Here is a 25,366-nt window from a genome sequence, read left to right on the forward strand (position 1 = left end):
TTTACTAACTTGTAAAATGTTTTTTTCCTGCTTCAAAAAAGATAGCCATTATGCCTTAGTGGCACTATAATCACTAATATTTAACAAATTTAACATTTCTAAAATTTATTTTTCCTACTGATAAACAAAGGCGTGTTTTATGAACAATAAACAATCTCTCATTCAACAACTGCAACAGATCGTTGGCAAACCATACCTACTTACCGATGAAGCCAAAACCTTACCTTATCGACAAGGTTTCCGTTTTGGAGAAGGAAAAGCGATCGCCGTTGCGTTACCGGGATCACTGTTGGAACAGTGGAAAATTTTACAAGCCTGTGTTGCTGCCGATGTGATTGTGATAACACAAGCTGCCAATACCGGATTAACCGGCGGCTCTACACCGGACGGCAATGATTACGATAGAGATATTGTGATCGTCAACACGATGCGTTTAGACAAAATCCAAACGATTAACAATGCCGAACAAGCCATTTGCTTACCGGGAAGTACCTTATTTAAGTTGGAACAAGAGTTGGCTAAACACGGCAGAGAGGCACATTCCGTGATTGGTTCATCCTGTTTAGGTGCTTCTGTATTGGGCGGAATTTGCAATAATTCCGGCGGTTCGTTGGTTCAGCGTGGGCCGGCTTATACACAAATGGCACTCTTTGCACAAATTGATCAGCAAGGGGAATTAAAATTAGTCAATCATTTAGGTGTTGATTTAGGTTCTTCACCTGAAGAAATTTTAACTCGTTTAGAAAATCAGGATTATACAGCGCAAGATATTCATAATGATGCCGGTGTCGGACACGATCACCATTATTGCGATCACGTTCGTCAAGTTGATGAAGATACGCCGGCACGCTTTAATGCCGATCCGAACCGTTTATATGAGGTTTCCGGTTGCGCCGGTAAGTTGATGGTTTTCGCGGTGCGGGTAGATACTTTCCCATTAGAAAAAAATACACAAGTTTTCTATATCGGTACTAATGACATTCACGAACTGAATGATATTCGTCGCACCATTCTGGCTGAATTTAAACAGTTGCCGATCTCGGGGGAATATATTCACCGCGAGGCATTTGATGTTGCCGCAATCTATGGTAAAGACACCTTCTGGGCGATTAAAATTCTTGGTACCAATAATTTACCTAAACTATTTAAATTAAAGAATAATGTTGATCGTTTCTGTCGTAAAATCCCATTTTTACCGGATAATATTTCCGATAAATTAATGCAATTTGCCAGCCATCTATTACCACAACATTTACCGCAAAAACTGCGTGATTATCGTGATCAATATGAACACCATTTGATCTTAAAAATGGCAAATGACGGCATTAATGAAGCCAGAAACTTTTTACAAACCTATTTCGCAAATAAGAGTGGCACATTTTTTGAATGTAATCCGCAAGAGGCGCAGGCGGCAATGCTGCACCGTTTTGCAGTTGCCGGCGCAGCAGTGCGTTATCGCATTATTCACCATCAGCAAGTGGAAGATATTGTCGCACTGGATGTTGCTTTACGCCGTAATGACAGAGAATGGTTTGAAACCTTACCGGACAGCATTAATCAAAAATGTATCCATAAACTTTATTACGGACACTTTATGTGCCACGTTTTCCATCAGGATTACATCATTAAAAAGGGTGTAGATACTCAGCAGCTGGAAGAAGAAATGTTGGTATTGCTGGATCAACGCGGTGCGCAATATCCGGCAGAACATAATGTTGGGCATCTTTATCACGCTAAACCGACGTTGAAAAAATTCTATCAACAGTTGGATCCGACCAATAGTTTCAATCCGGGTATCGGTAAAACATCTAAGAAAAAATATTGGGCATAACCTTAAAAACAAAAACCACATTGTCGAAAACAATGTGGTTTTTTAATCTTTGCGTATGACAGCAATTATTTTCTAATTACTAATACAACAGATTCTCCGGCAACTGCTTCACCAGCTTTTTTCTCCATATGTGTTACTTCATCCATATTGGAGATAACAATCGGAGTTAATACTGATTTAGCCTTTGCTTCCAATAATTCAAGATCTAATTCGATTACTGTATCACCGCGTTTCACAGTTTGCCCTTCTTGTGCAACACGATTAAAACCTTCACCTTTTAGTTCTACCGTATCAATACCGAAGTGGACAAATAATTCAACACCTTCTTTTGATTCCATTGAGAAAGCGTGATTAGTTTCAAAAATCTTACCGATAACACCATCAACCGGCGCCACAATTTTATTGCCGGTAGGACGAATTGCAACACCGTCACCTACGATTTTCTCAGAAAATACAACATCTGGAACATCTTCAATATTAACGATTTCACCTGTTAACGGCGCATAAATCTGTACTTCAACGGATTTATTTTCTTTAGAACCGAATAGTTTATCAAATAACCCCATTTTCTTCTCCTTATCAGAATCATTTCTAAGCTCAAGCTATGCTTAATATTAGCGGAAAATTTTATATTTGTATCTAATTTAATGCTTTTTCAGCTAAAAAATTAGCAATAAGTTGTTCAATATCTTCTGCTGTAGGCTGCTGTAATACTTCTTTTGCAAGATCCTGTGCATCCTGATAATTCACATTACGGATTAATTTCTTAATTTTCGGCACAGAAATCGCACTCATACTGAATTCATCCAAGCCCATACCGAGCAATAGAATGGTTGCTTTTTCATCACCAGCCAATTCACCGCACATTCCTGTCCATTTTCCTTCCGCGTGTGAAGCATCAATCACCTGTTTGATTAATGATAATACTGAAGGGGTCAATGGATTATAAAGATGAGAAATCAATTCATTACCCCGATCCACTGCTAATGTATATTGAGTTAAGTCATTTGTTCCGATACTAAAGAAATCCACTTCTTTCGCTAAGAATTTCGCATTAACCGCTGCTGACGGTGTTTCAACCATTACGCCCACTTGAATATTTTCATCAAAGGCTTTGCCTTCTTCACGTAACTGCTGTTTTAAAGTTTCCAATACAGCTTTTAATTCACGTACTTCTTCAACAGAAATGATCATCGGGAACATCACTGCCAACTTACCGAATGCAGAAGCGCGTAACACGGCTCTTAATTGTGCATTCAAAATTTCACGACGATCCAACGCGATACGGATAGCACGCCAACCTAAGAATGGGTTCATCTCTTTCGGCAAATTCATATACGGTAAATCTTTATCACCGCCGATATCCATTGTACGTAAAATCACTAAACGATTTTTCATCGCTTCCACAACCGCTTTATACGCTTGGAACTGCTCTTCTTCGCTTGGTAGCTGGTCACGATCCATAAATAAAAATTCGGTACGATATAAACCGACACCTTCCGCACCATTACGTTCCGCACCGTCAATATCACGAATTGTCCCGATATTGGCGCAAACATCCACTTGGCGACCATCCAAAGTGACTGCCGGCAAATCTTTTAATTTAATTAATTCCGCTTTTTCTTCTTTATATTTTTGTTCCAACGCACGTAAACGAGCAATTTCTTCTTCTGTCGGATTCACATAAACGGCGTTGTTGATGGCATCAAGCACCACATAATCACCGGTATTAACGCGTGAAGTCACATCGTTGGTACCGACAATCGCAGGTAACTCTAAAGAACGCGCCATAATAGAGGTATGAGAGGTTCTGCCACCAATATCAGTAATAAAACCAAGCACATTATCTAAATTAAGTTGTGCTGTTTCTGATGGAGTAAGATCATAGGCGACCAGGATAGATTTTTCTGAAATTTCACCTAAATCGATGATATTCATACCGAGAATATTTTTTAATAAACGATTTCCGATATCACGAATATCGCCGGCACGCTCTTTAAGATATTCATCATCAATATCGGAAAGCATTGCGACTTGCTGATCAATCACGACAGAAGCCGCAACATCCGCTGTTACTTTATGTTCTTTTAAATAGGATACGATTTCTTCTTCCAGCTCCTCATCTTCCAAGATCATTAAATGACCTTCAAAAATGGCTTCTTTTTCTTCACCTAAAGTTTGACGCGCTTTTTCCTTGATGGCTGTTAACTGTGCTGCCGCCGCTTCTCTTCCTTTATAGAATCGAGCAACTTCGCTTTCCACTTCATCATCGGAAATTTTACGTTTATCAAGAACAATTTGTTCCTCTTTCAATACTAAGGCTTTACCAAAAACAATGCCTGGGGAAGCTAAAATACCTGAAATCATAATATAACCTTCTTTAAAATCACTAAATAGAACAGAATGATAACTTCGGAATAGATTATTCTAAAGTCGGAATTAATGCGACAAGATGCTCAACCGCCGCAACTTCATCTTCACCTTCTGCAGAGATAGTGATTGTAGTACCTTGAGTTAACCCTAAGGTTTGTAATTTAAACAAACTCTTTGCACTTGCACTTTTACCGCCTGAAGTTACGGTAATGTCTGATGAGAAACCTTTGGCTTCTTTTACAAACTGAGCAGCCGGACGAGTGTGTAAACCATTTGGCGCAGTGATGGTAATTTCTTGAGAATACATTTTTCTCTCCTTAAATCTCATAGATGGTTAAATAAAAAATAACTACATTTTGTCGTTTAACTGCAACGCAAAATGTAGAATAGCAACAATTTTTCAATATTTATTTTATTTTATAAAATAAATGTCATCGCTAGTATCGACATTCTCCGCCAATAATCAAGTATAAATCCTCGAAAATTTGCGTTACCGCACAAAATTACGCATTTTTATTAAATAATATTAAGAAAAAACAGCTTGATTGCTGAATATTTAAACAGGAATCAGACCTCTTTTTTTACTTCCTCATTTTGGCACTACTAAAATGTCGTTGTGATTTTGTTTCATTTTTAGCGGCAATTAAACGGTGATAATTTTCCAAACGGATAGGATCAATCATTCCCTCTTCAACCGCTTCCCTAATTGAACAGCCGGGATCCTGTAGATGTTTGCAATCTTTGAACTTACAAGTGCCTAAATAGGGTAAAAATTCTCGATAACCACGCGTAATATCATCCGTTTCTAAATGCCACAAACCGAATTCACGAATGCCGGGAGAATCGATCAAATTGCCGCCTTGCGGTAAATGGTAAAGGGTTGACGCCGTTGTCGTATGCTGCCCTAAACCGGAAGTTTCACTGACTTCTCCCACTTCCGTTTCAATTTCCGGCAGAATGGCGTTCACTAAACTGGATTTTCCAACCCCCGATTGTCCGACAAAAATAGAATTGCCTTGTGCTAACAATGTTGTCAACTCGTGCATTCCCTCACCGCTTAAAGTGGATAACATTAACGTTTGATAGCCAATTTTCTGATAAATCAGCAGCAAACTTTTGACCTCATTGCGTTGTTCTTCATTTAATAAATCCACCTTATTGACAACGATAATCGGCGTAATATTTGCCTTTTCACAAATTACTAAGTAGCGATCAATAATATTTAACGACAATTTCGGCACAATCGCCGAAACGATAACGATTTGATCAATATTGGCAGCAATAACCTTTAAACCATCGTAATAATCCGGACGAGTCAGCTCACTTTGACGCGGGTGTTTTGCCTCAATCACACCGCTAATACCATCCATTTCCTGTAAGCCTTTGCGCCAAATAACCCGATCACCGACCACAATATCAGCCAAAGTTCGACGTAAATTACAGCGAAATTTTTCCCCTTGACTGTTTTCCACATCGGCGTGCTGTGAATAACGCGTTACTACCACGCCCTCTTCCGCCGTTCCCAGCATATCGTCTTGCCAGTTGTCCTGCTGTTTTAATTGCTGTTGATGTTTCCGCAAATTTCTATGCTGATTCGAGGCTATTCGCCGCTGTTGATTATGTGTCAGCTTACGTTTACTCAATTTCGCTCCTTATCGTTTTTATAAAAATGGCGTAGAATGTCGCACAAAATTGGAATAAAGGATACCTGATATATGCAATTAGATAAACAAAATCTCATCTGGATTGATTTAGAGATGACCGGACTTGATCCCAATAAAGATAGAATCATTGAAATCGCCACTATTGTGACCGATAAAAATTTAAACATTCTTGCGGAAGGGCCGGTATTGGCAATCAAACAGGATGATAAAATTTTAGCCGGAATGAACGAATGGTGCCAAAAAACGCATAGCGCAAACGGCTTAATTGAACGTGTTCGTCAAAGTAAATTAACAGAACGTGCTGCCGAATTACAAACACTTGATTTTTTGAAAAAATGGGTGCCGAAAGGCGTTTCACCGATTTGCGGTAACAGCGTGGCACAGGATAAACGTTTTATTTTTAACTATATGCCTGATTTGGCAGATTATTTTCATTATCGCTATCTTGATGTCAGCACATTAAAAGAGTTGGCAGCTCGTTGGAAACCGGAAATTCTATCCGGCTTTAAAAAGAAAAATTCACATTTAGCATTGGATGATATTCGTGAATCTATTGCTGAATTAGCATACTATCGCCAGCATTTTATCAATCTTGATTGATCGACTGCTTGATAAATCGGCAGATTTTCTTGTTCGGTAGTTGCACTGGCGAAAAATATTCGTATAATGCACTACCGTTAAGCGGGAATAGCTCAGTTGGTAGAGCACGACCTTGCCAAGGTCGGGGTCGCGAGTTCGAGCCTCGTTTCCCGCTCCAATTTTCCTCCTATTTTTCTATAATGCGGGAATAGCTCAGTTGGTAGAGCACGACCTTGCCAAGGTCGGGGTCGCGAGTTCGAGCCTCGTTTCCCGCTCCAATTTTTTCACTTTTATCACAAAATATTTAGTAATTTGCGAGTAAGATCACATTTCTGATTTTTGCTGCTTGAGATTCTCTTTTTTTATTTGACAGCTGTTGTAATTACCTTTAAAAAATTAACTATTTTTTAACGGGGGTTATCACTAATGCTTACATTTTCCTATACCAGTGAACATTCGCTACTCTGTTTATTACCACCGCCGGCAGAGTTAAGCAAACAACAGCGTATTTGGCTTATCGCCGACTTGGCACGTCAACTTCCGGGCGTGGAAGAGGTTGTTGTCGGGATGAATAACTTCACCCTCTACTATCAATTGGATCTCAATAGTCAAATATTAGAACAACAACTGTTACAGTTATGGCAACAAACTGAACATCAACAATCGCAACCACAAACACGATTAATCGAAATTCCGGTACATTACGGCGGAGAATTTGGCGAGGATCTTTTTGATGTTGCTCATTTCCATCAAACCACTCCACAAGAGATTATCCGTCGCCACACTGCGGCTACTTACACCGTATTTATGATGGGCTTTCAACCCGGTTTCCCTTATTTAGGCGGTCTGCCTGAAAATCTACACACCCCAAGACGCAGCCAACCTCGCACTAAAGTGCCTGCCGGTTCGGTCGGCATCGGTGGCAGTCAAACCGGCGTCTATCCGTTTACTTCCCCGGGTGGATGGCAACTTATCGGCAGAACGGAAATGCCACTTTTTAATATTGAAAAAACACCGCCGGTGCTATTGCAAGCCGGAGATAATGTTCGTTTCGTTGCAGAGAGTATTCATCTATGATTTATATTGAAAATATTAATGCTTTCGCTCATATTCAGGATTTAGGCCGTTTCGGCTATCGTGATTTCGGCATCGGTCACGCCGGCGCAATGGATGCATTGGCGTTACAAGCCGGCAATATTTTATTGCATAACGAAGAAAATACGCCGGCAATAGAAATCACACTCGGCGGCTTAAGTATCACCTTTGATTGCAGCACACCGTTTTGTCTTACCGGTGCATTATGTGAAGCCACTCTTGACGATATGCCGGTCTATTCTTATTGGCGTTATACCGCAAAAGCCGGACAACGCTTAACGATTAACGCTATCACGCACGGCAATTACGCTTATCTCTGTGTTGCCGGTGGCTTTTTAGTTCCTAAGGTATTGAATTCATATAGCACAGATCTGAAAGCAGCATTCGGCGGTTATCAAGGTCGTTTATTAAAGGCCGGCGATCATATTCCAACAGCAAAACGCGATCAAACACTATCATCTATCGGCATTGAACCTATTTCTTTTACTAACCATATTTATGTTGTTGCTTCTTCTGAGTTTGATGCTTTTACTGAGGAGAGTCAGCAACGCTTTAGCCAACAAGGGTGGAAATTAGCGACAAACAGTAATCGGATGGGCTATCGTTTCAATGGCGAACAACCTTTGAAATTAAAAAATGCACTCGAAATGCTCTCTTATGCAGCGCCGATGGGCACAATACAAGTGCCGCCGGACGGGCAACCGATTATTTTAATGGCAGATACACAAACCACCGGCGGTTACCCAAAATTCGGTTGTGTCATTCAAGCCGATCTGGGACGTTTGGCACAAAACCCTTTCGGCAGTGAAATCTACTTCCAATTAATTTCACGCCAACAAGCATTAGAAATTTATCAAAAAAATCAAAACTATCTTAACCATATACGGAGAATCATAGATGAAACACGTTGATTTGAATGTTGATTTGGCTGAAGGTTGCAGTAACGACCAACGCTTATTGCAGTTGGTTACTTCCGCCAATGTCGCTTGTGGCTTGCACGCAGGTGATTTTAATGAAATGCGCAAAGCAATTCGCTGGGCTAAAGAAAACAAGGTGCGTATCGGTGCGCACCCTAGTTTTCCGGATAGAGAAAATTTCGGACGCACCAATATGCAGCTCCCCGATGATGAGCTGAAAGCCTGTTTGCTATACCAACTGGGCGCTGTCAAAGCCTTATGCGATGCCGAAGGTGTTTCACTGTCCTATGTTAAGCCTCACGGCGCTTTATACAATCAAGCCGCTAAAGATGAATCATTGGCAGCACTCATCGCGCTCACCATTAAGCAATTCGATCCTTCACTTAAACTTATGGGTTTATCCGGCAGTTTGATGTTAAAAGTCGCACAGCAGCACGGCTTAGGCATTATTTCAGAAGTGTTTGCAGATCGTCATTATTTAGCGGATGGTTCTTTAGTGCCGCGTTCTCGTGCAGATGCATTAGTGGATAATGATGAAGAGGCAATTAATCAAGTCCTACAAATGGTTTTACAAGGCTCAGTGCCGACCGTAGACGGACAAGATGTTGCCATTCAAGCTGACAGTATCTGTTTACACGGTGACGGCGAACATGCCATTTCATTTGCCGAAAAAATCCGTAAGGCATTGACTGAAAAACAAATTCACTTAACCCCTAATTAATTCAACCCAATAAAAGGAGTACCTATGATCAAAAATCGTAGCGCATTACTCGGTGCCGCTTTTTTAATGGCAACCTCTGCTATCGGACCGGGATTTCTCACACAGACCGCCACCTTTACTCAATCGTTATTAGCCAGTTTCGGCTTTGTCATTCTGCTTTCAATCCTGCTTGATATTGGCGCGCAACTTAATATTTGGCGGATTGTTGCCGTTTCAGAAAAGAAAGCTCAAGATATTGCCAATCAGGTACTCCCCGGAGCCGGCTATTTTCTTGCCATTCTAATAGTGATGGGCGGATTGGCTTTTAACATCGGAAATGTTGGCGGTGCCGGTCTCGGTTTAAATATTTTGACAGGGCTTGAGCCAGAAATGGGCGCCATCATCAGTGGTGCGATTGCGGTAGGTATTTTCTTATTTAAAGAAGCCGGCAAAATAATGGATCGCTTTGCCCAATTGATGGGGTTTGTGATGATTGCTCTCACCATTTATGTTGCCGTTAATGCACAACCGCCGCTGGCTGATGCCGCCGTACACACATTTATTCCGGAAAAAATTGATGTGATTGCTATCGTCACCCTTGTTGGAGGAACAGTCGGCGGTTATATCACCTTTGCCGGCGCACACCGGTTACTTGATGCTGGTATCAAAGGGCAAGATGCCTTAAAAGAGGTCAGTAAAAGCTCCGTTTCTGCTATCTTAATCGCCTCGATTATGCGTATCGTACTGTTTTTGGCAGTGCTTGGTGTTGTTTCGCTAGGTGTTAAATTAAACCCTGCCAATCCGGCTTCCACACCATTTTCTCACGTTGCCGGCAATGTCGGGCTGATTATCTTCGGTATCGTTATTTGGGCTGCATCCATTACATCCGTTATCGGCGCAGCCTACACATCCGTTTCATTCATTACCAGTTTTTCACCGGCAATTGAAAAGCACAAAAACTACTGGATTATTGCATTTATCGTTATTTCAACAGCAGTATTGGCAACCGTGGGCAAACCGGCGCAAGTTTTGGTTTTTGTCGGCACATTAAACGGTTTAATTCTGCCGATATCCTTAGGCTTAATTTTATTAGCTGCACATAAATCCAAAATTGTCGGCAACTATAAACATCCGATCTGGATGACTATATCAGGCGCAGTTGTTGTTATTTTGATGGCAATTTTAAGTGCAATCACCTTATCTAAATATATTGGAGGATTGTTCGGTTAATCTGTTATGAAGTGGAAATAAAGCAACAATAACAAAAATTCTTTTGATCCACTTCACAGAATTGCAAAAATCTTTATGCAAACTCAATTTGACTGTTATAAAGTATTTTATGAATTTGAAATTTAGTCTCTTAAGCTAAGATCATTAGTGACTAAAAATGGGAAGAATGTTTTCTTCCCTCTCTTTTTAAGAGCAATTGACAGACTTGAAATCAGTGCGAGGAGTTGTTTATGACCAAACTGGAACTCTTTATGGAAGGAGTGAATCTTATGTTTTCCGGCATGGGATTTGTGCTTGGATTTCTCATTTTACTAATCTTTCTGATTAGCTTAATGTCCAAAATTATTAATCGTTTTGTTACTCCCCCACCACTCACCGCCGCAACTTCTACGACCAATAAATCCGTTTCAATACAACCAACAGATGATCTTGAACGTTTACGTCCGGTCATCATCGCTGCAATAGCACATCATCGTCGTCAACAAGGAATCAAGTAAGGAACTAAATTATGACAGTACAAGCTAAAAAAATTGCAATTACCGATGTCGTTTTACGCGATGCTCATCAATCTCTATTCGCTACTCGTTTACGTTTAAAAGATATGCTGCCGATTGCCGCTGAATTGGATGAAATCGGCTACTGGTCTTTAGAAGCGTGGGGTGGCGCTACCTTTGATGCCTGTATCCGTTTTTTAGGCGAAGATCCTTGGGTACGTTTGCGTGAATTGAAAAAAGCAATGCCGAAAACACCTTTGCAAATGCTTTTACGCGGTCAAAATATTCTTGGTTATCGTCATTATGCTGATGATGTAGTCGATCGCTTTGTTGAACGCGCCGTTGCCAACGGAATGAGCGTATTCCGCGTTTTCGATGCGATGAACGATCCTCGTAATATGAAACAGGCATTGACTGCCGTGCGTAAAAATGGCGGCCACGCACAAGGTACACTGAGCTACACCACCAGTCCGGTTCACACTTTGGAAACCTGGTTGGATACCACCGAACAACTGCTTGAAATTGGTATTGATTCCCTTGTAATCAAGGATATGTCGGGTATTTTAACGCCAATGGCAGCTTATGAATTGGTCAGTGCAATCAAAAAACGGTTCGATGTTCGCTTGCATTTACACTGCCACTCAACAACCGGTATGGCAGAAATGGCACAATTAAAAGCAATTGAAGCCGGCGTTGACGGTATCGATACTTCCATTTCTTCAATGAGCGGCACTTATGGTCATCCGGCGACAGAATCAATGGTTGCGACATTACAAAACACACCTTACGACACCGGACTTGATCTTCATCGTCTTGAAAAAATTGCAGCTTATTTCCGTGAAGTGCGTAAAAAATATGCTGCGTTTGAAGGACAGCTTAAAGGCGTTGACAGCCGTATTTTAGTGGCACAAGTGCCGGGCGGAATGTTGACCAACTTGGAAAGTCAATTAAAACAACAGAATGCCTCTGATAAATTGGATCTTGTCTTAAAAGAAATTCCACAAGTGCGCAAAGATTTAGGTTATATTCCACTGGTAACGCCAACTTCACAAATTGTCGGCACTCAATCAGTGATCAATGTTTTAATGGGCGAACGTTATAAAAATATCGCCAAAGAAACCGCAGGCATTCTGAAAGGCGAATATGGCAAAACACCGGCACCGGTTAATGCCGAACTTCAAGCTCGTGTTTTAGAAGGAAAACAACCGATTACCGACCGTCCGGCAGACCATATTGCACCGGAAATGGATAAATTAATCGCCGAAGTGAAACAACAAGCTGCCGAAAAAGGCATTAAACTGGCGAAAGATGAAATTGATGATGTGCTTATTGTTGCATTATTCCCTCAAGTCGGTTGGAAATTCCTTGAAAATCGTAATAATCCGGCGGCATTTGAACCTGAACCAACCGGAAAACCTGTTGAAAAAGCAGCAGCTAAAGCAGAGGTTAAACCGGCTCCTGCAGAATCTGCGGTTTATACCGTTGAACTTGAAGGCAAAGCTTTTGTAGTGAAAGTCAGCAACGGCGGCAATATTGATCAAATTGTTGCCAGCCAACCGCAAACGCCTACTCCTACGCCGGCGCCTGTTGTGCCAACAGCTCCTGTTGCACCGGCTTCATCATCCGCTCAAGGCGAACCGGTAAATGCGCCAATGGCGGGATCCATTGTTAAAGTCGTTGTTACAGAAGGACAACAGGTAGCACAAGATGATGTGTTGCTTGTACTTGAAGCGATGAAAATGGAAACACAAATCTGTGCTGCCAAAGCCGGTACCGTGCAAGGCATTAAAATCAAAGCAGGCGATATGGTCGCGGTCGGCGATACACTAATGACATTAGTCTAGGGACATCAATATGGAAAGTTTTGTAGCATTAATACAAGGTATGGGGTTATGGCACCTCAGCCTTGGTCAAGCCATAATGATGGCGGTCAGCCTACTCTTAATCTGGTTGGCGATTGCACGTCAGTTTGAACCGTTGTTATTGCTGCCAATCGGTTTTGGTGGATTATTATCCAACATTCCCGAAGCCGGTCTCGCGATGACAGCCTTAGATAACCTGTTACATCAAGGCATTGCCGATCAATTAACACTGGTTGCCGCTAAACTCGGCAGTGCCAGTGATCCGGCTTCTATTAAAGCGGCATTAGCAACTGCACTTCCTTCCGTGCAAGAAGAGTTGGAAAGTTTGGCAACCGATTTAGGTTACACACCGGGCGTTTTGGCACAGTTTTATCACGTTGCCATCCACTCCGGCGCTGCTCCATTGATTATCTTTATGGGAGTCGGGGCAATGACCGATTTCGGTCCGTTAATTGCTAACCCGAAAACATTGTTGCTCGGCGCGGCTGCACAATTCGGTATTTTCGCCACCGTTCTAGGTGCATTGGCATTAAACTATTTCGGTATTATTGAATTTACCTTACCGCAATCAGCTGCTATCGGGATTATCGGTGGCGCGGACGGTCCGACTGCCATCTATTTAGCCAGTAAATTAGCACCGGAATTGCTCGGGGCGATCGCCGTTGCCGCATACTCTTATATGGCGTTAGTGCCGTTAATCCAACCGCCAATTATGCGTGCCTTAACGTCTGAACAAGAACGTAAAATTCGTATGGTGCAATTACGTCCGGTCAGCAAAAGGGAAAAAATTCTGTTCCCTATCATCCTGTTACTACTCGTTGCGTTATTGCTTCCGGATGCTGCGCCGTTGTTAGGGATGTTCTGTTTCGGAAATTTAATGCGTGAAAGCGGCGTGGTAGAACGCCTCAGCGATACTGCACAAAACGCCTTAATTAATACCGTAACAATCTTCTTAGGGCTTTCTGTCGGTGCCAAACTGGTTGCGGATAAATTCTTACAACCGCAAACACTTGGTATTCTTGCATTGGGTGTAATCGCATTCGGTATCGGCACTGCCAGCGGTGTCTTAATGGGTAAATTGATGAACCGCTTTAGTAAAACTCCATTAAATCCATTAATTGGCGCTGCCGGCGTTTCGGCAGTACCAATGGCAGCACGTGTTGCCAATAAGTTAGGTTTAGAAGCGGATAAACAAAACTTCTTACTGATGCACGCAATGGGGCCAAATGTTGCCGGTGTTATCGGCTCGGCTATTGCTGCCGGCGTGATGTTGAAATATATTTCAGCATTGATGTCATAATAGACAAAATTTTTTAAATTCATCTATCAAAAGGGGGAAATATTCGTTCCCCCTTTTTTCACTCCTAAAAAACAATCTTTTATTAAAAAAATATTTCAAAATCATTTCTTAACTGTTAATATCAGATCAATTTTTAACCACTAGAGGAGATCCAATATGGAACGCATACTTAAAAATCAAACAGCAAATCCTGCACCGCTTGGTTTATTTGGTTTTGCGATGACGACCTTCCTTCTAAATCTGCATAATGCCGGTTTCTACCAGCTCGATGTAATGATTATGAGTATGGGGATTTTTTATGGCGGATTGGCGCAATTTATTGCAGGAATTATGGAGTGGAAAAAAGGTAACACTTTTGGCTTTACCGCTTTCTGTTCCTATGGCGCATTTTGGTTAGCACTTGTTTTCATTTGGGTCGCGCCTCTAGCCGGATTGACCGCCGTCAATTCAACATCACTAGGCTTTTTCTTATTAATTTGGGGATTGCTCTCTTGTGTGATGTTTATTGGCACTTTAGCCGGCAACACTATCGGAAAACTGGTTTTCGGCTCGTTGGTTATACTATTTTTCTTATTAGCGGCAGCCAATTTTCTCCATAGCGAAACATTGCATACCATTGCCGGTATTGAAGGCTTGATTTGTGCGGCATTCGCCTTTTATGAAGCCGCCGCCTTAGTGATTAATGGCAAATTCGGCAGAACAGTATTAGCCTTATAATAATGGCTGTGCGATTATCTACAAAAATGTCCGAAAAAATTTGGACATTTTTTTATAACTGTACACCTAAATTTTTTGTTTGTGCTTGGGCTACAATTTTGGCAGCAACCACCACATCCAATACGGCACTACCGACAGATTTAAATATGGTAATTTGTTGATCCGAACAGCGCCCCTGAATATCACCGTTCACTAATTCACCCAATTCACCGTGATAATCTTCAATACTGACAAAACCCTGTTCTAAAGGAACAATAAAATCGCCTGCCTCACCTAACACGCCATCCATCGTATCGAAGATAATGACATCTGCACGACCAATAATTTCTTTAGGAATCTCACACATTTCAGGCATATAGGCTCCTATGCCGTTAATATGCGCGCCGGCTTTAATCCATTCTGCAGCAAAAGTCGGTTTAGTCGAGGTGGTAACCGTCGTAATAATATCGGCTCCGCTAACACACGCTTTACTACTTTTTACCGCAATAAGCTCTATATCAAAGCGTTTGCGCATTTTATTAACAAAGGCAGTGGTGCGCTCAAAGTCCAATCCGCACACACGCACTTCGCTTAAATTGCGCACCGCTAACATCGCCTCAAGTTGAGAAGCTGCCTGTCCTCCGGTACCGATTAATGCGCCGATACTTGCATCCTTTCTTGCCAATAGATCCGTTGCCGCCCCTTGTACCGCACCGGTTCGCAATTGGGTAAGGTAAGTGCCGTCAAGGTAGGCAGTCACAACGCCGGTTTTAGGATCTAAAGACAAAACGACTGCATTAATACTCGGCAAATTTTTTGCAACATTGCCGGGATAAACAGAAGCAATCTTAATCCCCAATGCACCTTGTTCACCACTAACATAAGCAGGCATATACAAACTATGCCCATCATATTCATTGATCGCGGAATTTGTACGCAAAGGGACTTCAGCCATTCCTTTGGAATACATCGAAAGCACATCCTTGCACGCTTGAATTGCATCCTGCATTGAGAAACTCTGCTCAATATTCTCTTTACTTAGAAACAGCATATTCGCCCCCTTTTCAGCATCAATTATTAAGGAATAATTTTTAATACCTGTCCGGCGTGATAAAGTGTTACACCCAATTCTGTCGACCACGCCCTTACCCCTCTGAAAGAAACGGTACAATCATCAAGTTGCTTAAACGGCAACGGCAATGCATCACGATTATCCGTTTGCAAATATTCAGCAAACGCCTTACCGAAAAGCGTACCGGTGGTAATTCCTCGCCCATTATAGGCTGTCGCTGCGATAATTCCCGGTGCCGGCTCAAAGATGCGCATAATATGATCCGTAGTAAAACCGAACTTACCGCACCATTGATACTGCCATTCAAAATTCCCCAATTCCGGGAAATAATGTTTTTGAATACAGTTCGCCCACTTAATGAAAAAATTAGCCGGTTTGCCGGCAGAACTGCCTACCGTGCCTAATAATAGGCGTCCGTCTTTATCACGACGGATACTGGATAATGCTAACCGCGTATCCCAAGAACCGTTTTTATAAGGCAGAATGCTATCTGCAACCGCACCGCTCAATGGCTCCGAAGCAATTTGATAATATTCAACGAAATAGAAACATTTTTGAATATCAGTCCATTCACCTTCCGTATATGCGTTAGTTGCAATAATCACTTTTTCCGCCTTAACGGTATGACCATTGCTGTGAACCAACCAATGATCGCCCTCTTTGACAATTTTAGTCACTGCTGACTGTTCAAAAATCTGTACGCCAATGTTATCTGCAGCTTTAGCCAATCCGGTGACATATGCAAATGGATTAACCGTGCCGGCTCGTTTATCCAACAAGGCTTTATTAATTTTGGTCGTGCCACAATATTCGTGGCATTTTGCGCCGGTTAATACTTCAACATTAGCCCCACGACGACTTAATTGCTGATAGCGAATATCAACATCCTCTTCTCCTTTACGGTTATGTGCCATATGCAAATTGCCGGTTCTTGTGTCCTGTGCGTCGATACCATATTTATCAATCACGTCAAACACCAGTTTAGGAGCAAGCCCCAATGCAGTTGTCAATTTTTCGCCGGCAGTTTCACCTAAATATTGATTCAGGTCATCCGGTCTTGCCCACGTTCCGGCATTAACAAGCCCCACATTTCTACCCGAACCGCCGTTACCAATGGTGTGCGCTTCCAATACACAAACACGTTTTCCGTACTCTGTTAAATGTAAAGCACTGGATAAGCCGGTAAAACCACCGCCGATCACACAGACATCAACCTGAATATCTGCGCTTAATGATGGGTAATGCACCACATCATCAACTAAAGTCGGCCATAAACATTGCGAGATACGACAAAATTCACTGTTTTCTTTTGTTGATCCCTGAGCTGAATAAGATGTTGATTGTTCGCTTTTCATCGAAATTTCCTTAGTAGTTGAGTGCCTACCGTACACAGCGGTAGGCTGTATTTAATTTAGGAGAGGTATAATTTTTTCCAAATCAGAGCAATTCATAGATCAACGCTTTATGTTCTTTGAATTGAAACCTTTCTCTTTATTCCTGTATTCTCTAATTCGGGCGATAACCTATCGCCCATTACGCATCACGCTTTTTTACTTTTTGGCATAAATTTACCGCTAAATGCCCAAAGTAAACCGAATAACGGCGATAACCAGCAGGCAAAGGCGAACTGCGCATACAATAATGTGCTGACACCTAATGTCGCAGCCACGAAACTACCACCCATATTCCAAGGAATTAATGGTGATAACAACGTACCGCAATCCTCAATTGAACGCGTAAGAATCGTCTTGTTATAACCCAACTCTTCATATTTTTCTTTCATCAAACGCGCCGGCAAAACCAAAGTGGTATAAACATCACCGATTAATGTACCAACACCGATAACACTGCCGTAAGTTGATAAGATCAAACCGAAGCGAGTTTTAATATATTTGTTTAGGCGATTTAAAATCGTTTTTAACGTGCCGTAATATTCCAATGAGCCAACGAATGCCAACGCAAAGAAGGTTAACACCACCACCCACGTCATCGACATTGCACCGCCTTTAGTTAAAAGTTTGTCCACAATTTCAAGACCGGTTTTGCTCACAGCACCGTTTTGCAAAGTGTTAAAAATATCGTGTAAACCAACGCCTTGCATCACGAAAGCGATAATGCACGATACTACTACCCCGGCATAAATAGTTGGCATTGCCGGGTATTTTCTGAATGCGGCAAACACAACGACAACAGCTGGTAATAAGGTTATCGGACTGATCACATAATTATCCATCATTGTCTGTTTGATCTGCTCAATAGTGGTGAGATCCACCGCCTGATCGGCATACTCCATCCCAAGAATGGCATAAATAATTAACGCCACTGTCATTGCCGGAATCGTTGTCGGCAACATTCCTCTGATATGATCCCAAAGTTTCACTTCACACGCTGCCGGCGTTAAGTTGGTTGTGTCGGATAACGGCGACATTTTATCGCCGAAGAATGCGCCGGAAACGATGGCGCCACCGGTCCAATAAGCCGGAATGCCTAAGCCCATACCAATTCCCATTAGTGCCAAACCCGCCGTTCCTACCGTTCCCCAAGAAGTTCCGGTTGCAACGGAAAGAATAGAACATAGCACGCAGACGGAAACCAAGAAGGTGCTCGGTGTAAACAGACTAAAGCCGTAATAGAGAATTGTCGGCACCGTACCGGCGATAATCCAACCGCCAATCAACATTCCAACACCAAGCAACACCATAATTGCCGGAATACCGATCTGAATAACTTGCAAAAAATATTCTTCCATTTCCTGCCATCTGGCACCACGGAACTTCAAAAACAGTCCGGTAATCAAAATACCGCAAGCTAACGGAATATGAGGCGTAAAGTCTTCATAATAGAAGAACTGCACCATAAGAATAATTGCAGTTAAAATCAGCGGTGCTAAATCAAGTAAAACGGAATTTGATCTTGGTGTAAATTCAGGATTGGGTGTATGCATTGCATTGTTACTATCACTATAAGATACACCTTTTCTTTCTTTAAGATTAGTATTGGTCATAGAGGCCTCCACAGTTTAGCTATTCCTTTCCCTTGCAGCATCAAGCGAAAGCGAGTTTTTTGTTTCTGTTTTTCAGAGTGAAAAACTTTGCAAGAGGTAACCAAACCGCTTATTTGGTTACCTAGATTTATTGGCGAAATCAACCAAAATTAATGCCTTGCGCCAACGGCAATTCTGTTGAGTAATTAATAGTATTAGTTTGACGACGCATATAGTTTTTCCACGCATCGGAACCTGATTCACGACCGCCACCAGTCTCTTTTTCACCACCGAATGCACCACCGATTTCCGCACCGCTGGTACCGATATTGACATTGGCAATACCACAATCACTGCCACGATCGCTCAAAAATAGTTCTGCTTCGCGCATATTGTTAGTAAACACACAAGATGATAAGCCTTGCGGCACATCATTTTGCATTTCAATCGCCTGTTCAAAATCATCATAGGACATTACATATAAAATCGGCGCAAAGGTTTCGTGCTTGACAACTTCGTGCTGTGTCGGCATTTCCACAATTGCCGGTTTAACGTAATAGGCTTGAGGGTAAACATCCGCCAATACACGTTCACCACCGGTTACCACACCGCCGGCAGCTTTTGCACGTTCCAATGCGGATTGCATTGCGTCAAAACTTTGTTGATCAATCAACGGCCCGACAAGATTGCCTTCAAGCGGATGACCGATACTCACTGACGCATACGCTTTTTTGATTCTGGCAACCACTTCATCTCGAATGGAGGAGTGTACGATTAAACGGCGTAATGTAGTGCAGCGCTGCCCTGCCGTACCTACGGCGGCGAATAAAATACCGCGAATAGCTAAATCAAGATCGGCACTCGGTGTTAAGATCATTGCGTTATTACCACCAAGTTCAAGAATAGATTTACCGAATCGTGCTGCGACTTTTGGGCCAACCTCACGTCCCATTCTGGTACTACCGGTCGCACTGATTAACGGCACATCCGGATGAGAAACCAAAGCATCACCGACATCACGTTCACCGATCAATAATTGTGATAAATGTGCAGGTGCATCAGTACCGAATTTTGCCAACGCTTTTTCAAACAAGGCTTGGCAAGCAATGGCGGTCAATGGTGTTTTTTCAGAGGGCTTCCAAATAACAGGATTACCGCAAATCAGTGCCAATGCAGTGTTCCACGACCAAACGGCAACCGGGAAATTAAAGGCTGAAATGACACCAACCACACCTAGCGGATGCCAAGTTTCACGCATATGATGCCCCGGACGTTCTGAGGCAATGGTTAAACCATATAATTGGCGAGATAAGCCGACAGCGAAATCGCAAATATCGATCATTTCTTGCACTTCGCCCAAGCCTTCCTGTTTAATTTTTCCGGCTTCCCACGAAACTAATGCACCGAGGTTTTCTTTATGTTCACGTAAAATTTCACCAAAAATGCGTACCAACTCACCACGTCTTGGTGCAGGCACCTGACGCCAAGCTTTAAATGCGGCTACTGCGTTTTTTACTTTCACATCAACAGCATCTTTTCCATCCAAATTAATCGCACCAATCTGCTCACCGGTAATTGGGCTTCTTACTTTGTAGTAACCTTGTTGATATTGTTGTTCATCAACGCCCATTGCTTGCATATAAGTCTTAATCATAGTTAAACTCCGTCACAATATTTACTTTCTGAATTTATGCTGTGCGCCTTAATCAGCAAATAGACAGTACTATATTTGATCAAAATCAACAAAATAATATATTTCTTGTCTACATTCCGTTTTGGAATAGCGTTAAACAAAAAAAAGAACTGATAAACAAAATGTCTATCAGCTCTTATTTTTTCGTAAAAATTCAACAAATTTAGCTATTTTTTAATGCTTTTAACGCTGCTAAACAGGCATTTAAACTCTGTTGCTGGATATTTTGATAAATTTCATTCATATCAAACACTTTTACACCTAATGACTGTTCAAAAATTGCCTGATTTGATTGGCTATCGTAATGACCTTGCCCACCTTCACCTAAATTTGATTGGAAAATGCCCGCCGCGCTGACCGGTAAGAAATCTTCATAAACAATCGGCTCTATATCTACTACACCGTCATCGATTAATTCGGCAATATTTTCTGCCGTCAGCTGTTCAAGTGCATAATCAGACAATGCATCTTTCGGCATTGTTTTGCTTGGATAGTAGTAGAAAAATGCCAATTCTGCATCACGCAAAGCACGATAATCATCCGGGAAATCGACAAAGCTGGCTTTAAGATTTTCCATATATTGCTGTGCATTTGCTTCTGTCGGTGCCCCTCCGGTTTTTTCACGTGCCTGATTGAGCATTCGATCATACATTTCACGCCCTTTTTGTGTTAATGCCACACCTCGTTGTTCAATTTCACCGAAACGGGCAGTATGCGTGCCGGCTTCACTACCGGTAAACTGGATAGCTTCTTCCAAAGCTTTAAAGCTGGTTTGACGCAAGAAAATCGGGCAATTACGTCTTGGAGGCCCTTCTACCACGGCTTTCGGTGTAATACCACGATCAAGCATTCCCGACTGCACTGCATCAATATCCAATGTGCGTGGTGTTAAGTGGTTGATATGCGGTCCTTGGAAAGCCACCACATCCGCAATCAAACGATGTTGATTATGTAACTCTTCATAGAGCGATTTGCTGACAGGTGAAGTGTCGTGCCAACGGAACGTTTCCAATGCTTCGGCAACAAACTCCTGCGCATCCGCTGCATTCAATCCCCCCTGCTGTTCAAATTTTTCAATTAACTCCACTGCTCTTGCGGTAAAAATTTGACGGCGATGCAGCACCTGTTCCGCTTGCTGACGTAATTTTTCATCACTAATTAACTCTAAACGCAATAAATAGGTAAACACACGGAATGGGCTGATATTCAATGATTCCGCATCTATCGCACGAAAAGCGGTAGAATGAACCGGTACACCTGCCGGTGCTAAATCATAATAACCGACCGGAAACATTCCCATTACAGCGAACAGACGGCGCATTGTAGACAGTTCTGACGGCAACCCTAAACGGATTGCGCCGTGGCGTTCAATATCCAAACGCTCCAACTCGCCTGTCGCCTCAAGTTGCGCCTTAACGGCTGGTTCATCTTTCAATACTTTTTCGTTTACATCATTCACCAACTGAATAAGCTCGCTATATAAAGGAACTTCCTGTTGATACATTTTTGACATCGCACTTGAAAATTGGCGACGAATTTCACTGGCTGCAACAAAATTACTCACGCTATCCTCCTCACTGTTCAGATTAATTCGTTAATTCATTCGGTAAACTTTTTAACGCTTGCTCAAAAATAGCCAATCCCTCTTGCAGAATTTCCGGCTCAATAGTCAATGGCGGTAATAAGCGAATAATATGGCGATAACTGCCGCTTGGCATCAATAACAACCCGGCCTCTCGCGCCGCTTTCAACAATAACGGCATCACCGCTGTGCCGTAACCATATTGCGGATGGTGCAACATAATGCCTCGCATTGCTCCGATACCGGTCATTTCACCCAACCACGGAGATATGTTTTCCTGTTGCCAACGCTGATAGGTTGATAACAAAATCTGTTCATACTGTTGTGCCTGCTGCCACAATTTTTCATCACGCATAATATCGATAACAGCCAACGCCGCCGCACACGCCACCGGATTACCGGAATAAGTGCCGCCAAGGCTGCCTTTTAACAAGCCATCCATAAAAGAGGATTTACCGATAACCGCACCTAACGGCAAACCGCCGGCAATACTTTTACCGAGCAGAACTAAATCCGGCTCAACCCCTAAGTGCATAAAAGCAAACGGTTTTCCGGTACGGCCATAACCAGATTGAATTTCATCCATAATTAATGCAATGCCGTTTTGATCACAGAATTGGCGTAAATATTGGGCAAATTCAGGATCTATCGGCAAAAAACCACCCTCACCCTGCACCGGTTCAAAAATAATTGCACCGATATTATTGATATCCGTTTCAACAGAAAATAGACGTTGCAATGCCGCTTTGGCGGTATCAACACTGATATTGTTACTCTTGCTTGGATAAGGAATGTGATAAACGCAACTTGCTAATGGACCAAGATTTTTTTTATACGGCGCAACTTTGCCGTTTAAATTGACTGTTGCTAAGGTTCTGCCGTGAAAACCGCCATCAAATGCAATTACACCGGTGCGTCCGGTTTTCATTCTGACGACTTTAAGTGCATTTTCTGCCGCTTCCGCCCCGCAATTTGTCAACATTCCGGACAAAGGCGCATTAATCGGCACTAAATCACACAGTTTCGGCATTAATTCCTGATATGGTTGATGTCCTGCCGCATTATAAGCATAATGCACCAGTTTATCCGCTTGTGCGTGAATGGCGGCAAGAATATGAGGATGACCGTGCCCGAAGTTCAGAACGCCGATCCCACCGATAAAATCGATATAACGTTTGCCTGCTTTATCCCAAACTTCTGCATTTTTTCCTTGAACTAAAGTAATAGGATGGACAATATTAAATGCATCGGTCACTTGATAATTTTCTGCTGTCATAACAATAACCCTTTTGCTGTGATGTTGATTTCATTGTAGAAACCGACTTTACTCACAGCAAACGAATTAAAGTCTTAACTGCATTCCATTTTTTCGTTGGCCGTTTTTTCTAGATAATTTTTTATCCATTGAATAATAATTTTCACTTTTGGCGTGCTCTCTTTATTACAAGGATAAGCCAAATAATAACCGCCCATTCCTTTAAATTTATAGTGCCACGCTTTCACCAATTGTCCGGAATCCAGCTCTTTTTGCACCATAATTTTCGGCACTAACGCAATACCGCAACCATTTTCTGCGGCAGCAATACAAGTATAAAAAGTTTCAAATCTAGGCCCAATAAAAGAGCCGCTTAAACACACATTCTGTGCTTGAAAATAGTAGTGCCACGCACTAGGTCGGGAATTACTCTGTAATAAAATATATTGGCTAATATCCGACAACGTTTGTAACGGCTGCTTCAAATAATCCGGACGACAAACTGCCACCATCTCCTCATCAAACAAAAGGATAGATTTCATTCCCGTCCATACGCCATCGCCGTGCAAAAAAGCGGCATCAATATTGTGATCTTCTAAAAAGAAAGGGGCGGTCATCTCTTTTATATCAAGATGAATTTTAGGGTTAGCCTTACCAAAACCTTTTAATGCCGGAACTAACCAACGTGCACAAAATGTTGGATGGGAAACAAGATTAAGCGTTTCTGTTTCAGCACCGTGTGCCATCACATCAATCGTAGAAAGCTCGATCTGTTTCAAGATATTTTCAATTTCAATATAAAATTTTTTACCGACCGGCGTTAAATAAAGGCTTTGTGAAGAGCGCTCAAACAGTTGCAGTTGTAACAAATCTTCCAGTTGCGCCACCTGTTTACTAACGGCACTTTGTGTCATATGCAGTTCCTGCGCTGCTTTAGTAAAGCTTAAATGTCTGGCAGCAGTTTCAAAACATTGCATTGCGGTAGTTGAAGGGTATTTGCGGAAACAAAGCATAACGAAGGCTCTCTACGATAATTAAGGCATACGCCTCAGTTTATGCCTTTCGCTTCTTTTTTACAATCTTGTAACAAATAAAATTTATCCGTATTCAATAATTTTGCTATGATAAGCAACTTTTCTATCTTTTTTCAGGATTTCGGGATTTTTTATGGCAGAATCATTAACTCTTTTTCTTGCGAATGAAGAAGCAACCATCGCTTTAGGGCAAAAGTTAAGCCGTTTTTTACGCTCTCCAACACAAAATTTTGTCATCTATCTTAATGGGCAGCTTGGTGCAGGTAAAACCACATTGACAAGAGCGATTATTCAAGCAATGGGCTATAACGGCAATGTAAAAAGCCCGACTTACGCTTTAGTGGAAGAGTATCATTTGCAGCAAAAGAGCATTTACCATTTTGATCTCTACCGTTTAAGCGATCCGGAAGAGTTGGAGTTTATCGGTTTTCGTGACTATTTTCGCGAAAATACACTCTGTTTGCTGGAATGGGCGGAAAAAGGTGGTGATTTAATTCCACAGCCCGATTTGCTGATTAATATTGAATATCAGCAACAAGCGCGCCAAATCACGCTCACCGCAAATTCAAATATCGCTGCTCAAATGATTTGCGCTTTAAAGTCAGATCTAGCACAATAACGGCTGCTGTTTTTACTTTAAATAACTAACCTGTTGATATTAAAGAATAAGATGAAGAAATTAACGCTATTTGTTTATTGGTTAATCACACTGCTATGTTTTTCCGTCAGTTTGTCGAGCGTTGCCGGCACATTAAAATCGATCAATATCAGTAATAACAATAAAGAAACCAGAGTCGATTTTCGCTTTAGTTTTCCAACAAAATATAGTTATTTTTATCTTGAAAAACCAAATCGTTTAATCATAGATTTTTCTAATAGTGATAGCGTTCGTGGCATTTTACCTCGTAAGAATAACACTAATCTACAAAGCATTGAACAAGCAAAAGCGGCTCGTCCAAATAATCTTAGAGTTGTATTACGGCTAGAACAAAGTGTTCGTGCCATT

At 41.9% G+C, this 25,366-nt stretch carries 22 protein-coding genes, 2 tRNA genes and 1 pseudogene; 14 read left to right on the forward strand and 11 right to left on the reverse strand.

Features of this window, described 5'->3' with window-relative positions:
- Positions 1 to 139 precede the first annotated feature (139 nt).
- A complete protein-coding gene (dld, locus tag A3EO_RS0110725; protein ID WP_018347144.1) occupies positions 140 to 1,831 on the forward strand; it encodes a D-lactate dehydrogenase in 1,692 nt (563 codons plus the stop codon).
- A gap of 65 nt (positions 1,832 to 1,896) precedes the next feature.
- Here dld and crr read toward each other — a convergent pair whose 3' ends face one another.
- The 4 genes from crr to rsgA all read right to left on the reverse strand — a co-directional run bounded on the left by crr (position 1,897) and on the right by rsgA (position 5,847).
- Positions 1,897 to 2,397, reverse strand: coding sequence for a PTS glucose transporter subunit IIA (gene crr, locus A3EO_RS0110730; protein ID WP_018347145.1), 501 nt, complete (start codon positions 2,395 to 2,397; stop codon positions 1,897 to 1,899).
- Between the two features lie 73 nt (positions 2,398 to 2,470).
- Positions 2,471 to 4,198 carry a phosphoenolpyruvate-protein phosphotransferase PtsI gene (gene ptsI / locus A3EO_RS0110735; RefSeq protein WP_013746755.1) on the reverse strand — a complete coding sequence of 576 codons (1,728 nt, stop codon included), beginning with the start codon at positions 4,196 to 4,198 and terminating at the stop codon, positions 2,471 to 2,473.
- A 55-nt stretch (positions 4,199 to 4,253) separates the two neighbouring features.
- A complete protein-coding gene (ptsH, locus tag A3EO_RS0110740; RefSeq protein ID WP_018347146.1) occupies positions 4,254 to 4,511 on the reverse strand; it encodes a phosphocarrier protein Hpr in 258 nt (85 codons plus the stop codon).
- A gap of 274 nt (positions 4,512 to 4,785) precedes the next feature.
- Positions 4,786 to 5,847 (reverse strand): small ribosomal subunit biogenesis GTPase RsgA, encoded by a 1,062-nt coding sequence (gene rsgA, locus A3EO_RS0110745; protein ID WP_018347147.1) that lies wholly within the window; start codon positions 5,845 to 5,847, stop codon positions 4,786 to 4,788.
- A gap of 72 nt (positions 5,848 to 5,919) precedes the next feature.
- Here rsgA and orn point away from each other — a divergent pair, with 72 nt between their 5' ends.
- The 11 genes from orn (at position 5,920) to A3EO_RS0110800 (ending at position 14,762) form a co-directional block, all read left to right on the forward strand.
- On the forward strand, positions 5,920 to 6,468 hold the full coding sequence (gene orn / locus A3EO_RS0110750) for an oligoribonuclease (protein ID WP_013746752.1): 549 nt from the start codon (positions 5,920 to 5,922) through the stop codon (positions 6,466 to 6,468).
- A gap of 81 nt (positions 6,469 to 6,549) precedes the next feature.
- Positions 6,550 to 6,625: transfer RNA gene (locus tag A3EO_RS0110755), tRNA-Gly, on the forward strand.
- 24 nt (positions 6,626 to 6,649) lie between these two features.
- A tRNA-Gly gene (locus tag A3EO_RS0110760) sits at positions 6,650 to 6,725 on the forward strand.
- Between the two features lie 148 nt (positions 6,726 to 6,873).
- Positions 6,874 to 7,524, forward strand: a complete 651-nt coding sequence (pxpB, locus tag A3EO_RS0110765) for a 5-oxoprolinase subunit PxpB (RefSeq protein ID WP_018347148.1) — start codon at positions 6,874 to 6,876, stop codon at positions 7,522 to 7,524.
- Positions 7,521 to 8,453, forward strand: coding sequence for a 5-oxoprolinase subunit C family protein (locus A3EO_RS0110770; RefSeq protein WP_018347149.1), 933 nt, complete (start codon positions 7,521 to 7,523; stop codon positions 8,451 to 8,453). Before pxpB ends, A3EO_RS0110770 begins: the two co-directional genes overlap by 4 nt.
- Positions 8,440 to 9,180 carry a 5-oxoprolinase subunit PxpA gene (pxpA, locus tag A3EO_RS0110775; RefSeq protein ID WP_018347150.1) on the forward strand — a complete coding sequence of 247 codons (741 nt, stop codon included), beginning with the start codon at positions 8,440 to 8,442 and terminating at the stop codon, positions 9,178 to 9,180. Before A3EO_RS0110770 ends, pxpA begins: the two co-directional genes overlap by 14 nt.
- A 24-nt stretch (positions 9,181 to 9,204) precedes the next feature.
- Positions 9,205 to 10,389, forward strand: coding sequence for an NRAMP family divalent metal transporter (locus A3EO_RS0110780; RefSeq protein ID WP_013746747.1), 1,185 nt, complete (start codon positions 9,205 to 9,207; stop codon positions 10,387 to 10,389).
- A 230-nt stretch (positions 10,390 to 10,619) separates the two neighbouring features.
- Positions 10,620 to 10,886 (forward strand): oxaloacetate decarboxylase subunit gamma, encoded by a 267-nt coding sequence (locus A3EO_RS0110785; RefSeq protein WP_018347151.1) that lies wholly within the window; start codon positions 10,620 to 10,622, stop codon positions 10,884 to 10,886.
- Positions 10,887 to 10,897: 11 nt separating this feature from the next.
- Positions 10,898 to 12,727, forward strand: coding sequence for a sodium-extruding oxaloacetate decarboxylase subunit alpha (gene oadA / locus A3EO_RS0110790; protein ID WP_018347152.1), 1,830 nt, complete (start codon positions 10,898 to 10,900; stop codon positions 12,725 to 12,727).
- A gap of 10 nt (positions 12,728 to 12,737) precedes the next feature.
- The gene (locus A3EO_RS0110795) at positions 12,738 to 14,045 is read left to right on the forward strand and encodes a sodium ion-translocating decarboxylase subunit beta (protein ID WP_018347153.1); all 1,308 of its coding nucleotides are present in this window, start codon (positions 12,738 to 12,740) and stop codon (positions 14,043 to 14,045) included.
- A gap of 156 nt (positions 14,046 to 14,201) precedes the next feature.
- Positions 14,202 to 14,762 carry an acetate uptake transporter gene (locus A3EO_RS0110800; RefSeq protein WP_018347154.1) on the forward strand — a complete coding sequence of 187 codons (561 nt, stop codon included), beginning with the start codon at positions 14,202 to 14,204 and terminating at the stop codon, positions 14,760 to 14,762.
- A gap of 52 nt (positions 14,763 to 14,814) precedes the next feature.
- Here the strand turns inward: A3EO_RS0110800 and A3EO_RS0110805 are convergent, their stop codons facing one another.
- The 7 genes from A3EO_RS0110805 to A3EO_RS0110835 form a co-directional block, all read right to left on the reverse strand.
- Entirely contained in the window at positions 14,815 to 15,792 is a 978-nt protein-coding gene (locus tag A3EO_RS0110805; protein WP_018347155.1) for an ornithine cyclodeaminase family protein, read from the reverse strand.
- A 26-nt stretch (positions 15,793 to 15,818) separates the two neighbouring features.
- On the reverse strand, positions 15,819 to 17,168 hold the full coding sequence (gene amaA, locus A3EO_RS0110810; RefSeq protein ID WP_018347156.1) for an L-pipecolate oxidase: 1,350 nt from the start codon (positions 17,166 to 17,168) through the stop codon (positions 15,819 to 15,821).
- Positions 17,169 to 17,353: 185 nt separating this feature from the next.
- Positions 17,354 to 18,817 (reverse strand): Na+/H+ antiporter NhaC, encoded by a 1,464-nt coding sequence (gene nhaC / locus A3EO_RS0110815; protein WP_018347157.1) that lies wholly within the window; start codon positions 18,815 to 18,817, stop codon positions 17,354 to 17,356.
- Between the two features lie 139 nt (positions 18,818 to 18,956).
- The gene (gene amaB, locus A3EO_RS0110820; RefSeq protein WP_018347158.1) at positions 18,957 to 20,450 is read right to left on the reverse strand and encodes an L-piperidine-6-carboxylate dehydrogenase; all 1,494 of its coding nucleotides are present in this window, start codon (positions 20,448 to 20,450) and stop codon (positions 18,957 to 18,959) included.
- A gap of 202 nt (positions 20,451 to 20,652) precedes the next feature.
- On the reverse strand, positions 20,653 to 22,053 hold the full coding sequence (gene hglS / locus A3EO_RS0110825; protein ID WP_018347159.1) for a 2-oxoadipate dioxygenase/decarboxylase HglS: 1,401 nt from the start codon (positions 22,051 to 22,053) through the stop codon (positions 20,653 to 20,655).
- Between the two features lie 22 nt (positions 22,054 to 22,075).
- Positions 22,076 to 23,347, reverse strand: a complete 1,272-nt coding sequence (locus A3EO_RS0110830) for a 2-aminoadipate transaminase (RefSeq protein ID WP_018347160.1) — start codon at positions 23,345 to 23,347, stop codon at positions 22,076 to 22,078.
- A 74-nt stretch (positions 23,348 to 23,421) separates the two neighbouring features.
- A complete protein-coding gene (locus A3EO_RS0110835; RefSeq protein ID WP_018347161.1) occupies positions 23,422 to 24,339 on the reverse strand; it encodes a LysR family transcriptional regulator in 918 nt (305 codons plus the stop codon).
- A gap of 154 nt (positions 24,340 to 24,493) precedes the next feature.
- Here A3EO_RS0110835 and tsaE point away from each other — a divergent pair, with 154 nt between their 5' ends.
- Both tsaE and A3EO_RS13865 read left to right on the forward strand, forming a co-directional pair.
- The gene (gene tsaE, locus A3EO_RS0110840) at positions 24,494 to 24,979 is read left to right on the forward strand and encodes a tRNA (adenosine(37)-N6)-threonylcarbamoyltransferase complex ATPase subunit type 1 TsaE (protein WP_018347162.1); all 486 of its coding nucleotides are present in this window, start codon (positions 24,494 to 24,496) and stop codon (positions 24,977 to 24,979) included.
- Between the two features lie 51 nt (positions 24,980 to 25,030).
- Positions 25,031 to 25,348, forward strand: a pseudogene (locus A3EO_RS13865) (AMIN domain-containing protein); the annotation flags it as partial.
- Positions 25,349 to 25,366 lie beyond the last annotated feature (18 nt).

Source organism: Gallibacterium anatis DSM 16844 = F 149, assembly GCF_000379785.1.
Classification (GTDB): Bacteria; Pseudomonadota; Gammaproteobacteria; order Enterobacterales; family Pasteurellaceae; genus Gallibacterium; species Gallibacterium anatis.